The sequence below is a fragment of the Bifidobacterium asteroides genome (genome assembly GCF_009683175.1).
Lineage (GTDB): Bacteria > Actinomycetota > Actinomycetes > Actinomycetales > Bifidobacteriaceae > Bombiscardovia > Bombiscardovia asteroides_H.
Genome location: NZ_WKKW01000001.1, coordinates 17,902 through 29,907, shown reverse-complemented (window position 1 = coordinate 29,907; position 12,006 = coordinate 17,902). Strand labels below are relative to the sequence as shown.

Sequence of the window (12,006 nt, the reverse complement as noted above, 5' to 3'; positions counted from 1 at the left end):
CCTCAGCGTCCCCACATGGGGTCGATCTCCTCGGGGTCGCGCCCGTAAAGGTCGGCCAGCTGCAGGACCAGCTCGTCGCGGATGATCAGTTCCAGCTCCGTGCGGTCCCGGGTCTTGCTCTGGATGGGCATTCGGTACAAGACGATTCTGGCGGGGATGCCGCGACCTGCCGGGAAACTGCGTGAGAAGAGGTCGGACCGGTCCTCCCAGGGTGTGGGGTCGGAGGGTGGCACATCCTCGACCGCGAATTGGACAGGCTTGACCAGCTGAGGCCAGCCGGCGCCCAGCCGCCGGATCTGGGCTGCGGTCAGATCGTCGAAGATTCCGCACCTGGTGCGATACCGGGGCAGGCGGGTGCCGAAGGTGGGCCGACGAATCCCCCGGCCATGGCTGTCCCGATAGACGGTGCGGGCCCAAGGCGGCTGATCGTTGATCATGACACTCACCATAGCCCCTCAACTCGGTGGCAGTTTCGATTCAGGGTGTCTTGTAGCATGGAGCGATGATCGACAAGCGGATGGGAGCAATCATGGCGGAGGACGGTGCGGTGAACGTGGCCTGGTGGGGCAGCCAAGACATAGGGTCCATCTGCGCACGGGCACGGGTGCTGGCCTTCGATCTGGACAATACCCTGGCGCTGTCCAAGACCCGCATGGACCAGACCATGGCCGTCCATTTCGCCGCCCTGACCCGGCTCCGGCCCGTGGCCATCGTCTCGGGCGGACGGTTCAGCCAGTTCCGCGACCAGGTGCTGGATGCCCTGCCCGACGATACCCGTTTCGATGAGCTGCATCTGATGCCCACCAGCGGCACCCGCTACTACCGCTGGCAGGACGGAAGCTGGAATTGCGTCTACGCGCACGACCTGAGTGCCCAGGACCGGCAGGCCGCCGAGGCCAGTCTGGAGCGCAGGGCCAAGCAGCTGGGCGACTGGGAGGAGCAGGTCTGGGGGCCTCGCATCGAGGATCGCGGCAGCCAGATAACCTTCTCCGCACTGGGCCAGCAGGCACCCGTCCAAGCCAAGGAAGCCTGGGATCCGGACAACAGCCGCAAGGATGCCCTGGCCCGGGCTGTGGCTGCTGATCTGCCTCACCTGCAGGTGCGATCCGGCGGCTCCACCAGCGTGGACATTTCGGCCAAGGGTATCGACAAGGCCTACGCCATGACCTCCCTGGCCAAGATATTGAGCGTGGGTGTCGGCCAGATCGCCTTCGTGGGCGACCGGATGGATCCGGATGGCAACGATTATCCCGCGGCTGAGGCCGGGGCCATGGCACTGCGTGTGCACAATCCTGCTGATGCCTTGGACCTGATTCGGTCCATGGAGGCTGACCTGGCCTGAATCCGTCGAGCCTGTCTGCAGACGATTCTGTAAACAGCGAGTCTGTGAACAGATGGCCTATTCATGCACATGGTCCTGACCTGATTGCCTATCCTCTGCGTTTTAGGGTTGGCTGGGCGATATGTGCAAGCTTTCATTGCCATCCGGCCGGCTACTACAGGCAGTTTGTGCTGTCTCCTCGGCCTTGGCGGGTTCGGCCCTGGACTTGCTGGCTCCTCGGGCCTGCGCCGGCTGTGACCGTCCTGATTTCTTGCTCTGTCCCGCTTGCGGATCCCTGCTCTTCCGACCCCTGTCCGTGCCTGCGCCCGCCTATGCCCTTGGTCTGGCCTTGGCCTGCGCTCCATATCGTGGACCGGTCCGGCGGATCATTCTGGCCTGGAAGGACCACGACAACCGACCCTTGGACAGACCCTTGGGCCAGGCTATGGCCGATCTGGCTCCGGCCCTGTCCAGGCTGATCGATCCTCTGCTCCGATCCAAGCCTGCGAAGGCGATTCTGGTGGTTTCCGCCCCATCCTCGGCCGCCTCCCTGCGAAGGCGGGGGAGGGTTCATCTGCAGCCGATCCTTCTATCCCTGGTACAGGCCCTACAGCGGCAGGATCTGGACGCCCGGGTGGGACCTGCTCTGATCATGAACTCCGTGAGAACCAAGTCTGTCCAGGCGGGCGGCCGTCGGAACCGTTCGCGTCGGTTGGCAGGCCGGATCGCGGTTGCAGATCCCCCACAGCTGGCCGGCCATCCCGTCCTGGTGGTGGACGACATCATCACCACGGGATCCACCATCCGCCAGTGCGCCCGTGCCCTGGAGGCCGCAGGTGCCCTGCCGCTGGCTGCCTTGGCTCTGGCGGCCGTTCCTCCCGGTCATGAGGATCTCTAACGGGCCTGAGCCACGGCCATCTCATCCCAACGGGTGGTGGACCGGGGGGAGAGCATGCCCCGGTTCATGGCCCAATCGGCCCCTGTGTCCTCGTCGCCCCGGCCCTGGCCACGGATGCCTCCGTAGCCTACGCCCACACGGAAGGGGCCAAAACGACGGGTGGCATCCTCCAGGACATCCCCCAGACCATGGGTGTCCCGGGCTGCATCCAGGCCTTCCAGGGTGTGGAAGTGGTCGGCATCGGTCAGATCCAGCAGAACCACCCCGGCCCGGATCCAGCGGGCGTGCGGATCCACCCGGCCCTTGAGCGCCCGGCTGGCTGCGCCAGCGATGACCAGCGGATCGTCGCTGGGATCCTCCAGGACGACGGTCCGGCCGGCTGCGCAGAACTGCTGGGGCGCATAGGGGCTGGTGGAGCAGAAGACCTGCACTTTTCCGCACAGGCCATGCTGCCGACGCAGACGGCGGCAGGCCTTCTGGGCGTATATGCTCAACGCCTGGGCCAGGGTGGCGTAGCCCTCTATAGGGTGGGAGAACATGCGCGAGCACAAAATCTGATTGGTGCGTACGCCCCTGGCGGCATCCCCTTCGGGCCCGATGCAGGGCTGTCCCCTCAATTCCAGCACGGTGCGCTGCAGCATGACGGAGAACCGGTGCCGGATCAGAGAGGGATCGGCATCGCGCAGATCCAGGGCGGTAGTGATGCCCATGCCCATGAGCCTGCCGGTCAGCCGCCGACCCACCCCCCAGACCTGGTCGACGGGCACTGATGCCAGAGCCTGGTCGCCATACTGGGCCTCCACCTGGCTCCAGAGGGTGATCCCCTCGGTCGAGGGGTGATCCTTGGCCCAGTGGTTAGCCACCTTGGCCAGGGTTTTGGTGGGCGCCACCCCCACGCTGACGGGAATGCCGGTGGATCGCAGGACCGCGGCGCGCAGCTCTCGGCAGATTTCAACAGTGCGCCTGTCGTTCCAGATACTGTCCATGAAGCACTCGTCGATGGAGTAGACCTCCTGGTTGGGCAGGAAATGGGCCATGATGGCCATCATGCGCCTGGAGAGGCTGGCGTAGAGTTCATAGTTGGAGCTGCGGGCCACCACCCCGTCCTGCATGGCCCGTTCACGAATGGTGAACCAGGGTGTGCCGTTGGTGATGCCCAGGGCCTTGGCCGGGCGGTTGCGGGCCACCACGCAGCCGTCGTTGTTGGACAGCACGACCACCGGACGGTCAGCCAGGGAGGGGTCGAAGACTGCCTCGCAGGAGGCAAAGAAAGAGTTGGCGTCGGCCAGGACCACCCGACTGGTCAGAGCGGTCCCGCCTGCAGGATCGTCCGGTCCCTGCGCGCTCATGCCGACCCCCAGCCCGTGGAAGGGTAGACGGGCTTCCGGCTTTGACCTCCCGTGCGCCCGCGTCCGTGCGGGGTATGTCCGGGATAGGTGACCTGCGGCAGGGGAGAGTCGCTCCGGGATTCACCCTTGGCATCCACCCGCTGCCAGTGATAGTTGCCGATGACCACCCCCCAGATGACCAGTTCCTCGCCCTCCTGGGGCAGGAAGTCGGGGTAGGCGGGGTTCTCGGCCCGCAGCATGGTCCGTCCATTGCGCCTGGCTAGCCGCTTGACCAGCAGCTCGTCGTCCAGGATGGCGATGACGATGTCCCCCTCGCGGGGCTCCAGGGAGCGGTCGACCACCAGCAGGTCCCCATCGAAGATGCCGGCGCCGGTCATGGAATCGCCGGCCACATGGATGATGAAGGTGGAGTCGGGGTGGACGATGACGTTCTGGTCGAAGCTGAAGTCGCCGCTGAAGTAGTCCTGGGCCACTGAGGGGAAGCCGGCGTGGACGGCCTCCAGGGCCTGGGGGACAGGGCTGGGGTGTCCTCGGAAGAGGCTCAGGGCATCGACCCGGCACTCCGGCAGGGAAGCAGGGGCCGCATCCGGCGACCCATGAATGGTAGCGACCATGGCACACCTCGAACTCGATGACATTCGAACAAATGTTCGATTTCATTATGAGTCGAGGTGTGCCTCCCCGTCAATGCGGCGCGTCGGACCCGCCGGAGCGGTCCCCGTCCCCCTCGTCCTCGTCGGGATCGCGGTGATATCTGGGCAGGGTGATCTCGAAGTCCGCTCCGCGCGGATCATCCACCACCTGCACCTGGCCTCCGTGCAGCTGGGCCGCCCAGCGGGCGATGGACAGCCCCAGCCCGGTGCCTCCCGACTCCGTGCCCGGCCCTGCCTTGCCCTTGACGAAGCGCCGGAAGATGTCGGTGCGGGCCTCGGGGGGTATTTGCGAGCCGAAGTTGACCACGTTGGTGACTATGGCCTCCTGCTGCCGGTCCTCGTGGGCCTGGATCAGCACGGTGGTGCCGTCGGCCGAGTGCTTCAGGGCGTTGCTGATGACGTTGGTGAAGAGCTGACGCAGCCGGTCCTGGTCGCCCTCCATTCTCAACCCCTTCTCCAGGTCCACCTGGATGTCGTGGGCGTGTCCGGCGTCGGCTATGGCCAGAGGCTGAAGGGTCTCGTCGATGAAATCCCCGAAGTCGAAGTCCTCGATCTGCAGGCTGGCGGCCCCGGCCTCCATCCTCGACAGGTCCAGCAGGAAGGCGATCAGGTCGGACAGGCGGTGGGTCTGCTCCAGGATCCCCTCCAGGTTGGCTGGCGTGGGCTCGGTCACCCCGTCCGCCATGTTCTCCACCATGGCCTGCAGGGCCGAGACGGGGGTGCGCAGCTCGTGGCTGACATTGGCCACCATGTCCCGGCGCATCTGGTCGGCATGCTGGAGCTCCTCGGCCATCTCGTTGAAGGACTGGGCCAGGAGCCCCACCTCGTCATGACTGGTCGTCGTGGCGTGGACCCGGACCGTGTAGTCCCCGTCGGCCATGGCCTCGGCCGCATCCCGCATCTGCCGCAGGGGAGCGGTGAGCCCCCGGGAGAAGAAATAGGTGATCCCCAGGGCCACCACCAGGGTCAGCGGCATGGCGATCCAGCCGCTCCAGCCCATCTTCAGCAGGAACCAGGCCATCACGAAGGCGATGGCTGTGGAGATGATGATCAGGACGCTCAGCTCCACCTTCAGTGAGGCGAAGGATCCGATGGGCCGTTCGCGGTCCACCCGCGCACTCAGACCGGGCCCCTTGCGCCGGCCTTTGCCGTCCTTGTTCATGGCGTGCATCCGCGGTCGCTACCGCTGATCTTTCTCCTGCTCCTGGTCCTCGGGCGGTTCGAAGGCGTAGCCCACTCCGTGCACGGTGCGGATCATCTGTGAACCCAGCTTGTGGCGCAGGGCCTTGACGTGGGAGTCCACCGTCCTGGTGCCCGAGGCATCCACCCAGTCCCAGACCTCCTCCAGCAGCTTCTCGCGGGTGAGCACGGACTTGGGCCGACGGGCCAGCGTGGCCAGCAGGTCGAATTCGGTGGGGGTCAGGTGGATCTGCTCCCCGCGCAGGGTCACGATGCGCTGGGCCGGGTCGATGACCAGGGATCCGAAGTCCAGCACTTTCTCGTTCTCGGAGTTCTTGGCGATGACCTTGGCCCGCTCCACCCGGCGCAGGAGGGCCTTGCAGCGGGCGATCAGCTCGCGCATGGAGAAGGGCTTGGTCATGTAGTCGTCGGCCCCGGCGCCCAGACCGGTCACCTTGTCGGCCTCGTCGTCCCGGGCGGTCAGAATCAGCACCGGCACCGGCCGCTCGGCCACGATCCGCTTGGTGGCCTCCAGTCCATCCATGATGGGCAGCATGATGTCCATGATGACCAGGTCGGGTTTGATCTGGGATGCGGCCTGCACGGCGCTGGCACCGTCCGAGGCCACCCGTGCCGTCCACCCTTCGGCGGTGATGCGCTGGGCGATGGCGGTGGCCAGGGTGGGTTCATCCTCAACCACCAGGATGGTGCTGGGTGTAGTGTAGCGGCTTGTGTTTTTGATCATGCCTACCTCTGTCTTCGATCACTGATCCGCAAAACGATGCTCGTCATGCGGGGTGGAGCCTTGCCGGCATTTGTTCCACCACCGTCGTTTCTTCCAGAATAGTCTTCAGAGCCTCCAGGGGAAGTGTGCTCGCAGAGAATCGCGTCGCCTCCGAGCCCCGTCGGCAAGTCCATGCACAATGACATTATTATATGGTATTTTATCGACTCGTTCTGGAGGACATATGGGTTACAAGGTCGGTGACATGGTCGTCTATCCGCGTCATGGGGCCGCCAGGGTGGATGCCATCACCGAACGGACCGTCAAGGGCGTCACCCGCAAGTACCTGCAGCTGTCCGTGCTTTCCTCTGATGGGCTGGTCATCAACGTCCCCGTCGAGAACGCGGCCAAGGTGGGCGTCAGGGACATCGTCGATGCCAAGGCGGTGGCCAAGGTCTTCGAGATTCTGCGTACCCCGGTGGTCGAGGAGAAGGAGATGAACTGGTCCCGCCGCTACAAGCTGAACGTGGAGAAGATCGCCACCGGCGAGGTCAACAAGATCGCCGAGGTGGTGCGCGACCTCTCCCAGCGCGACGTGGACGAACACGGGCTGTCAGCGGGCGAGAAGCGGATGCTGATCAAGGCCCGCAAAATACTGACCTCCGAGATTGCCCTGTCCGAGAAGCTGGACGAGGACGAGGCCCAGCGTCTGCTGGACGTCAACCTGGGTTATGCGGAGCCCATGCCCGGTGACGACAAGCACCATACCAAGTCCCCCAAGGAGCCGGCTTCCAAGACCCTGGCACGGGTGGCCCAGGAGGCCGCCAAGAACAAGAGCAAGGGTAAGACCAAGGCCAAGCGCTGAGGTCGGGACTGGTCATGGGCCATCCAAGCGTCGGACTGGGTTTTGACGCGCATCGCTTCGATCCAACTGGTGAGCGTCCTCTCTGGCTGGCCTGTCTGTCCTGGAATGACGGAACCCCCGGCCTGCTGGGAGATTCTGACGGCGATGTAGCCGCCCATGCCCTGATCGATGCCGTCCTGTCAGCCGCCGGCCTGGGCGATATCGGCACCCTGTTCGGCCTGGGAGCACAGGCCCCCGGAGCGGGAATGCACGGGGCGGCCATGCTGGTGAAGACCACGGACCGCCTGCATGAGCACGGTCGCAGGTTGCTCAACGCCTCTCTTGTCATTGTCGGCCAGCGCCCCAGAATTTCCTCCCGCCGTCACCTGGCCCAGCAAGCCATGAGCCAGGCCGTCGGGGCACCGGTTCGGCTGACCGCCACCACCACTGATGGCATGGGCTTTACTGGTCACGACGAGGGCATCGCCGTCATGGCCACTGCGCTGGTGGACTGACCGGCATCAGGCGCGCAGGGCCGCCCATCCCTTGGCCAGAGCCCAGAAGAGGGTGGAGAGGGTCACGATGATGAAGCTTGGAGGAGCCGGCACCATGGCCGAAATCACCAGGCCTCCCCAGATGGAAGCCAGGCAGATCAGTCCCGACAGGAGCATGGCCCGCAGGGGAGAGGCCACCAGGATGTTGGCCGTGGCCGCCGGAGTGACGACCAGGGCGAAGATGAGCAGGGTCCCCACCGCTGGCACGGCAATGGTGATGACCCCGGCCATGATGGCCATGAAGGTCAGGTTCATCAGCCCGATGGGTACGCCGCGGGCCTGTGCCACCTGCTCATCCAGGGAACTGAAGAGCAGGGGTCGGTAGATCAGGGCCAGCAGAATCAGCAGGATTGCATCGAAAATGATGAAGCCGATGACCTGCCCCCGGGTGATGGTCAGGATGGATCCGAAGAGGATGGCCTGCATCTGCTGGGAGGCCGAACTGGACATCCTGGCGAAGAAGAGTCCCAGACCGGTGGCAAAGGCCAGGACCGTGCCCGTGGCGATCTCACGCTGGGAGGCCCGCTTGCCCAGGGCTCCGATGACCAGCGCCCCGCCCAGGGCGAACAGGCCCATGCCGGCAGAGACCGGCAGCCCCAGCAGGACGGCCCCCGTGGCGCCGGGCAGGCCGATGTGGGCCAGGGCATGGGCGGCGAAGGTGGAGTGCCTGGCGATGGTGAAGTAGCCCATGGCTCCGGCGGCCACGGCGATGCACAATCCGGCCACCATGGCGTTGCGCATGAAGGGGGCGGCGAGGATCTCCGTCCAATGGGGGTCGAAGACTGGTGTGGTCATGAGGTCCTTTCCCGGTCCGCCCCGTGCAGGCGGACCACCTGGCTGGGTTGGTAGCGATTGTGGACGGGGCCGATCGGCTCGTCCATGTCGGGGGCCACGAACATGTCCCCCTGGGGAGTGGTGACCACCTCCACCTTGGTGCCGTAGAGATGGGTGAGCAGGTCCGAGTCCAGCACGTCGTCCATGCGGGCGTAGTGGGGATGCCCGTCCAGCAGGTAGACCGCCCCGGTCAGCACAGGCAGAAGCATGTTCAGGTCGTGGGCCACCACCTGGATGGTCATGCCCAGACGGCTGTTGAGCTGTGCCAGCAGGTGGACGGTGGCTCGCTGCCCGGCCAGGTCCAGATTGGCCAGGGGCTCGTCCAGCATGAGCAGGTCAGGATCGCAGACCAGGGCCTGGGCGATGGCCACCCGCTGTCGCAGGCCACCGGAGAGCTGGGACAGGCGCAGGTGGGCCCTGTCCTCCACGCCGACGAAGCGCATGGCCTTTCCGGCGCGCTCGCGGTCCTGCCGGGTGACGGGGTGGATGCCGAAGCGGGTGCCGGTCAGCCCCAGCAGGACGGACTGTTCGGCCGTCAGGTTGGAGTCGATGTCCGAGGTGTAGCTCTGGGGTACGTAGCCGATGCGGTCGTTGGCCTGGCCGGCCGGCTGCCCCAGGACCTGCAGACTGCCGGCATCCAGGGGGAGCAGACCCAGCTCGGCCTGCATCATGCTGGTCTTGCCGGTGCCGTTGGTGCCCACGATGGCGGTCACGGTTCCCGAGGGGATGGTGAAGGTCCCCTCCGACCAGATCAGCCGCCCGGATCGGCGGATGGCGGCATGGTCGAAGACGATGCAGGCCTGCTTGGATGTTCTATCCGTGTCCGTATCCATGACGTCCTTTCCGGCAGGGATCCGCAATGCAACCAAGGATTCAAAACGACAATCCTGCTCTTATTGAGCATGATTCTCATTATCGCTAAGGATGGGACAGCGCGCAACCTGATCAGCCAAGTCCTCCCGTACCGGCTCTTGGACGATGCTTCCGGTCGGGGAGGAATCTGCGCTAGTCTGGCCCAGACGGCTTCGACAAGGGTTTGCGCCCGCTTGGATGATGGAGATGTATTGACTGCAGTGAAACTGGACGGCAAGGCGGCGGCTGCGGAACTCAAGGAGGACCTGCGCGCTCGTGTGGCGAGGCTGACGGCCATGGGACGCACTCCTGGCCTGGGGACCATTCTGGTGGGGGATGACCCCGGTTCGCTCAAGTATGTAGAGGGCAAGCACCGGGACTGCCGCGAGGTAGGCATTCGGTCCATCCGAGTGGATTTGCCTGCCGATGCCGGTAAGGAGCGGATTCTCGCTGCGGTGGACCAGCTCAACCAGGATCCTGACTGCACCGGCTACATCGTCCAGTTGCCCCTGCCCGATGGCGTGGATTCCACTGAGGTCATCGAGCGCATCGATCCGGCCAAGGACGCCGATGGCATGCATCCATACAACCTGGGCCAGCTGGTCCTGCATACCGACGGCCAGGTGCGGACCCCTCTGCCCTGCACTCCGCGGGGAATCCTGTACCTGCTGGACCATTACGGGATTGACCTGACCGGCAAGGAGGTCTGCGTGCTGGGCCGAGGACTGACTGTGGGCCGCACCGTCGGGCTGCTTCTGACCAACCGCGGGGTTGATGCCACCGTGACGCTTTGCCATACCCGTACCAAAGATGTTGACGCCCATCTGCGCGGGGCTGACGTAATCATCGCAGCCGTGGGCCGGGCAGGGCTGATTGGCCCGGATCAGGTTCGCCAGGGTGCTGTTCTGGTGGATGTGGGCGTCTCGCGAATCCGGGATGAGCAGGAGGGGCGCTGGCGGATCAAGGGCGACATCGATCCGGCCGCCAGGCTGTCTGCATCCGCCTACACGCCCAATCCCGGCGGGGTGGGGCCCATGACCCGGGCCATGCTCCTGGCCAATGTGGTCGAATCCGCTGAGCGGGCCGCAGGAATCCCTGCCGGCGACACGCCCGAGGCACCCCGGCGACAATGACCGTGGTGTCTCCTATCATGGAGAATGTTCGCGCCCGCCGGCGGGAACGCATAATTCAATACGGAAAAATATCCACCAACTATACAAGAAACAATTTAATTAATGGCAGAGAACAAGAAGGAAGTCCCCCAGGTCGCGGTCAATGACATCGGGTCCGAGGAAGACTTCATCAAGGCAGTCGATTCCACCATCAAGAACTTCGACGATGGGGATCTGGTCGAGGGGACGGTCGTTAAGATCGACCATGACGAGGTTCTGCTGGACATCGGCTACAAGACCGAGGGTGTGATTCCCTCCCGCGAGCTTTCCATCAAGAAGGATGTCGATCCCGACGACGTGGTCCAGGTCGGTGACACCATCGAGGCTCTGGTCGTCACCAAGGAGGACAAGGAAGGTCGTCTGATCCTGTCCAAGAAGCGTGCCCAGTATGAGCGTGCCTGGGGCGACATCGAGAAGATCAAGGAGGCTGACGGGGTCGTCGAGGGCACCGTCATCGAGGCCGTCAAGGGCGGACTCATCGTCGACATCGGCCTGCGTGGCTTCCTGCCCGCATCCCTGGTCGAGATGCGCCGTGTGCGCGACCTGTCTCCCTACATCGGGCAGAAGATCAAGGCCAAGATCCTGGAGCTGGACAAGAACCGCAACAACGTGGTCCTCTCCCGCCGTCAGTACCTGGAGGAGACCCAGTCCGAGGTGCGCGAGACCTTCATGGCCCAGCTCAAGAAGGGCCAGATCCGCGAGGGCACGGTCAGCTCCATCGTCAACTTCGGCGCCTTCGTCGACCTGGGCGGTGTGGACGGCCTGATCCACGTCTCCGAGCTCTCCTGGAAGCACATCGATCACCCCAGCGAGGTCGTCAAGGTGGGCGACAAGGTCACCGTCGAGGTGCTGGATGTCGACATGGACCGCGAGCGCATCTCGTTGTCCCTCAAGGCCACCCAGGAAGATCCTTGGCAGCGCTTCGCCCGGACCCACGTGCCCGGACAGATCGTCAAGGGCAAGGTCACCAAGATCGTGCAGTTCGGTGTCTTCGTCTCCGTCGAGGACGGCATCGAGGGCCTGGTCCACATCTCCGAGCTGGCCAACCGCCACGTGGAGAACCCCGAAACCGTGGTCAAGCAGGGTGAGGAGATCTTCGTCAAGGTCATCGACGTCGACCTGGATCGCCGCCGTATCTCCCTGTCCCTCAAGCAGGCCGACGACTCCGTCGACCCGACTTCCGAGGACTTCGATCCGGCCATCTACGGCATGCCCGCCGAGTACGACGAGGAGGGCAACTACAAGTACCCCGAGGGCTTCGACCCCGAGAGCAACGAGTGGATCGCCGGCTACGAGAAGCAGCGGGAGGAGTGGGAGTCCCAGTATGCGGCCGCCCACGACCTCTGGGAGCAGCACAAGGCCTTCGTCGCCAAGGAGCTGGAGAACGCCGAGGCTTCGGCCGCCGAGGACAGCCGGTCCTCCCAGGCGCCTGCCGCCGGCTCCCGCTCCCGCCGTCAGAGCTCCGAGGAGACCACCAACTACAGCTCGGAGTCCAGCTCCGAGGGCACTTTGGCCTCCGACGACCAGCTGGCCGCCCTGCGCGAGCAGCTGCTCAAGGAAAAGAAGTGAGCATTAAGTAGTGAATGGAGGGGTCCGGCCTCGGTCGGGCCCCTCCATTTGTATCTG

The 12,006-nt window shown here is 64.8% G+C and carries 13 protein-coding genes; 6 read left to right on the top strand and 7 right to left on the bottom strand.

Going from position 1 to position 12,006, the window contains the following annotated elements:
* Positions 1 to 2: 2 nt before the first annotated feature.
* Positions 3 to 437 carry a metallopeptidase family protein gene (locus tag GKC41_RS00150; RefSeq protein ID WP_029678500.1) on the bottom strand — a complete coding sequence of 145 codons (435 nt, stop codon included), beginning with the start codon at positions 435 to 437 and terminating at the stop codon, positions 3 to 5.
* Between the two features lie 65 nt (positions 438 to 502).
* On the opposite strand from GKC41_RS00150, the gene GKC41_RS00145 reads away from it, so the two are divergent.
* Positions 503 to 1,342: an HAD-IIB family hydrolase gene (locus GKC41_RS00145; RefSeq protein ID WP_418904370.1), complete on the top strand. Its 840-nt coding sequence runs from the start codon at positions 503 to 505 to the stop codon at positions 1,340 to 1,342.
* A 121-nt stretch (positions 1,343 to 1,463) separates the two neighbouring features.
* Positions 1,464 to 2,219, top strand: a complete 756-nt coding sequence (locus GKC41_RS00140) for a ComF family protein (protein WP_154312414.1) — start codon at positions 1,464 to 1,466, stop codon at positions 2,217 to 2,219.
* Here GKC41_RS00140 and GKC41_RS00135 read toward each other — a convergent pair.
* From GKC41_RS00135 to GKC41_RS00120, 4 genes are all read right to left on the bottom strand, one after another.
* Positions 2,216 to 3,568: a Y-family DNA polymerase gene (locus GKC41_RS00135; protein WP_154312413.1), complete on the bottom strand. Its 1,353-nt coding sequence runs from the start codon at positions 3,566 to 3,568 to the stop codon at positions 2,216 to 2,218. The genes GKC41_RS00140 and GKC41_RS00135 overlap by 4 nt on opposite strands.
* Positions 3,565 to 4,182 carry a LexA family protein gene (locus tag GKC41_RS00130; protein WP_154312412.1) on the bottom strand — a complete coding sequence of 206 codons (618 nt, stop codon included), beginning with the start codon at positions 4,180 to 4,182 and terminating at the stop codon, positions 3,565 to 3,567. The genes GKC41_RS00135 and GKC41_RS00130 overlap by 4 nt, the downstream gene beginning before the upstream one ends.
* A 70-nt stretch (positions 4,183 to 4,252) precedes the next feature.
* The gene (locus tag GKC41_RS00125; protein ID WP_154312411.1) at positions 4,253 to 5,383 is read right to left on the bottom strand and encodes a sensor histidine kinase; all 1,131 of its coding nucleotides are present in this window, start codon (positions 5,381 to 5,383) and stop codon (positions 4,253 to 4,255) included.
* Positions 5,384 to 5,401: 18 nt separating this feature from the next.
* Complete coding sequence (locus GKC41_RS00120; protein WP_045935473.1) at positions 5,402 to 6,145, bottom strand: response regulator transcription factor; 744 nt, start codon at positions 6,143 to 6,145, stop codon at positions 5,402 to 5,404.
* Between the two features lie 223 nt (positions 6,146 to 6,368).
* Here GKC41_RS00120 and GKC41_RS00115 point away from each other — a divergent pair, with 223 nt between their 5' ends.
* Both GKC41_RS00115 and GKC41_RS00110 read left to right on the top strand, forming a co-directional pair.
* The gene (locus GKC41_RS00115) at positions 6,369 to 6,989 is read left to right on the top strand and encodes a CarD family transcriptional regulator (protein ID WP_154312410.1); all 621 of its coding nucleotides are present in this window, start codon (positions 6,369 to 6,371) and stop codon (positions 6,987 to 6,989) included.
* Positions 6,990 to 7,003: 14 nt separating this feature from the next.
* On the top strand, positions 7,004 to 7,483 hold the full coding sequence (locus GKC41_RS00110; protein ID WP_154312409.1) for a 2-C-methyl-D-erythritol 2,4-cyclodiphosphate synthase: 480 nt from the start codon (positions 7,004 to 7,006) through the stop codon (positions 7,481 to 7,483).
* 6 nt (positions 7,484 to 7,489) lie between these two features.
* Here the strand turns inward: GKC41_RS00110 and GKC41_RS00105 are convergent, their stop codons facing one another.
* Both GKC41_RS00105 and GKC41_RS00100 read right to left on the bottom strand, forming a co-directional pair.
* Positions 7,490 to 8,317 carry a metal ABC transporter permease gene (locus GKC41_RS00105; RefSeq protein WP_154312408.1) on the bottom strand — a complete coding sequence of 276 codons (828 nt, stop codon included), beginning with the start codon at positions 8,315 to 8,317 and terminating at the stop codon, positions 7,490 to 7,492.
* Positions 8,314 to 9,189, bottom strand: a complete 876-nt coding sequence (locus GKC41_RS00100; RefSeq protein WP_154312407.1) for an ABC transporter ATP-binding protein — start codon at positions 9,187 to 9,189, stop codon at positions 8,314 to 8,316. Before GKC41_RS00100 ends, GKC41_RS00105 begins: the two co-directional genes overlap by 4 nt.
* Before the next feature lie 231 nt (positions 9,190 to 9,420).
* On the opposite strand from GKC41_RS00100, the gene GKC41_RS00095 reads away from it, so the two are divergent.
* A complete protein-coding gene (locus tag GKC41_RS00095; RefSeq protein WP_154312406.1) occupies positions 9,421 to 10,341 on the top strand; it encodes a bifunctional methylenetetrahydrofolate dehydrogenase/methenyltetrahydrofolate cyclohydrolase in 921 nt (306 codons plus the stop codon).
* A gap of 102 nt (positions 10,342 to 10,443) precedes the next feature.
* Complete coding sequence (gene rpsA, locus GKC41_RS00090; RefSeq protein WP_154312405.1) at positions 10,444 to 11,949, top strand: 30S ribosomal protein S1; 1,506 nt, start codon at positions 10,444 to 10,446, stop codon at positions 11,947 to 11,949.
* Positions 11,950 to 12,006: the final 57 nt, after the last annotated feature.

Bases quoted from the DNA above. Each gene is read 5' to 3' on its own strand.
- GKC41_RS00150 (WP_029678500.1), bottom strand. From the start codon at position 437: ATGATCAACGATCAGCCGCCTTGGGCCCGCACCGTCTATCGGGACAGC.
- GKC41_RS00145 (WP_418904370.1), top strand. From the start codon at position 503: ATGATCGACAAGCGGATGGGAGCAATCATGGCGGAGGACGGTGCGGTG.
- GKC41_RS00140 (WP_154312414.1), top strand. From the start codon at position 1,464: ATGTGCAAGCTTTCATTGCCATCCGGCCGGCTACTACAGGCAGTTTGT.
- GKC41_RS00135 (WP_154312413.1), bottom strand. From the start codon at position 3,568: ATGAGCGCGCAGGGACCGGACGATCCTGCAGGCGGGACCGCTCTGACC.
- GKC41_RS00130 (WP_154312412.1), bottom strand. From the start codon at position 4,182: ATGGTCGCTACCATTCATGGGTCGCCGGATGCGGCCCCTGCTTCCCTG.
- GKC41_RS00125 (WP_154312411.1), bottom strand. From the start codon at position 5,383: ATGAACAAGGACGGCAAAGGCCGGCGCAAGGGGCCCGGTCTGAGTGCG.
- GKC41_RS00120 (WP_045935473.1), bottom strand. From the start codon at position 6,145: ATGATCAAAAACACAAGCCGCTACACTACACCCAGCACCATCCTGGTG.
- GKC41_RS00115 (WP_154312410.1), top strand. From the start codon at position 6,369: ATGGGTTACAAGGTCGGTGACATGGTCGTCTATCCGCGTCATGGGGCC.
- GKC41_RS00110 (WP_154312409.1), top strand. From the start codon at position 7,004: ATGGGCCATCCAAGCGTCGGACTGGGTTTTGACGCGCATCGCTTCGAT.
- GKC41_RS00105 (WP_154312408.1), bottom strand. From the start codon at position 8,317: ATGACCACACCAGTCTTCGACCCCCATTGGACGGAGATCCTCGCCGCC.
- GKC41_RS00100 (WP_154312407.1), bottom strand. From the start codon at position 9,189: ATGGATACGGACACGGATAGAACATCCAAGCAGGCCTGCATCGTCTTC.
- rpsA (WP_154312405.1), top strand. From the start codon at position 10,444: ATGGCAGAGAACAAGAAGGAAGTCCCCCAGGTCGCGGTCAATGACATC.